General features: G+C 51.0%; 1 pseudogene. It reads left to right on the top strand.

The window, feature by feature from the left end:
* Positions 1-168: 168 nt before the first annotated feature.
* A pseudogene (locus GA0061070_RS24460) lies at positions 169-1,098 on the top strand (transposase); the annotation flags it as partial.
* Positions 1,099-1,193 lie beyond the last annotated feature (95 nt).

Genomic DNA, 1,193 nt, shown 5'->3' with positions numbered 1-1,193 from the left:
CCATCAGACCGGAAGCGGATGGCGCAGTATGCGGTAGAACACCGGGGGATCAGTATCCGTCTGGCCTGTCAGGTCTTTGTCGTCAGCGAATGTTGTTACTGTTAGCGCCAGTGATATAAGACGGTAATGGGGATGCGGACGATTTCCTGGACTCTCAGGAGATAAATAATGTTTACCGAAGCAGAACGGCTCCGCGCAATTGAGCTTTACTTTAAATACGGCAAAAAACTGGCTCCCGTGGTTCGTGAACTGGGTTACCCCTCTAAAAGAAACCTGCGCCGCTGGATCCGTTTATGGGAAGCGAGTGACGGTGCTACAGAAGCCATACGCCGTAAGCCCCGTTACTCTGATGTGCAAAAGCGGGTTGCGGTTGAACATTATCTTAACCACGGCTGCTGTCTGGCGTTTACCAGCAGGACTCTTGGTTATCCCTGCTGTGATGTACTGGCTCGCTGGGTTAATGAACGTCATCCCGACAGACGGCTTATTTTCACCAGTACGATCAATCAAAATGCACCTTTTGAACCTGAGTTGAAACGCCAGGCTGTCATGGCGCTTTGTACACGGCATGTACCCGCCAGTGAAATCGCCCGGAACATTGGCATCAGTCGCACGGTATTGTACAAATGGAAAGATGAAATCATCGGTGGTGAGGCTTACCAGTCCATGCGCAAACATGAAAAGCCGTCTCTTACAGAGGAGCGCGACGCGCTGCGCGAAGAAGTTAACCGACTTAATCAGGAGATACGTCGACAGCAGATGGAGCTTGATATCCTGAAAAAAGCGGAGGAAATCATAAAAAAAGACCCGGGCATCAGCGTCAGCACTCTGACAAACAGGGAAAAGACGCAGATCGCTGATGTCCTGAGAGACTCGTACCCGTTGACAGAGCTACTGCGAGTCCTTGAGCTTGCGCGGAGCAGTTTTTTTTACCACCGGACAGCTCTGCGCTCGGGAGATAAATACGCGACCGTACGTATCGCAATGACAGAGATCTTCAACGGTAACTATCGTTGTTATGGTTATCGCCGTCTGCACGCTATGCTACGGCACAAAGGCCAGCGACTTTCTGAGAAGGTTGTACGCAGACTTATGGTGTGCATATTCTGGCCCAACGTGAACACCAATTCTGGCGGAACGTGAACGCAGTTTCTGGTTTTACGTGAACGCGTATTCCGGCGGAAAATACCCCG

It is taken from the genome of Kosakonia oryziphila (genome assembly GCF_900094795.1).
Lineage (GTDB): Bacteria > Pseudomonadota > Gammaproteobacteria > Enterobacterales > Enterobacteriaceae > Kosakonia > Kosakonia oryziphila.
The sequence above is the reverse complement of the archived record's forward strand: the minus strand, read 5'-3'. Positions and strand labels throughout refer to the sequence as shown.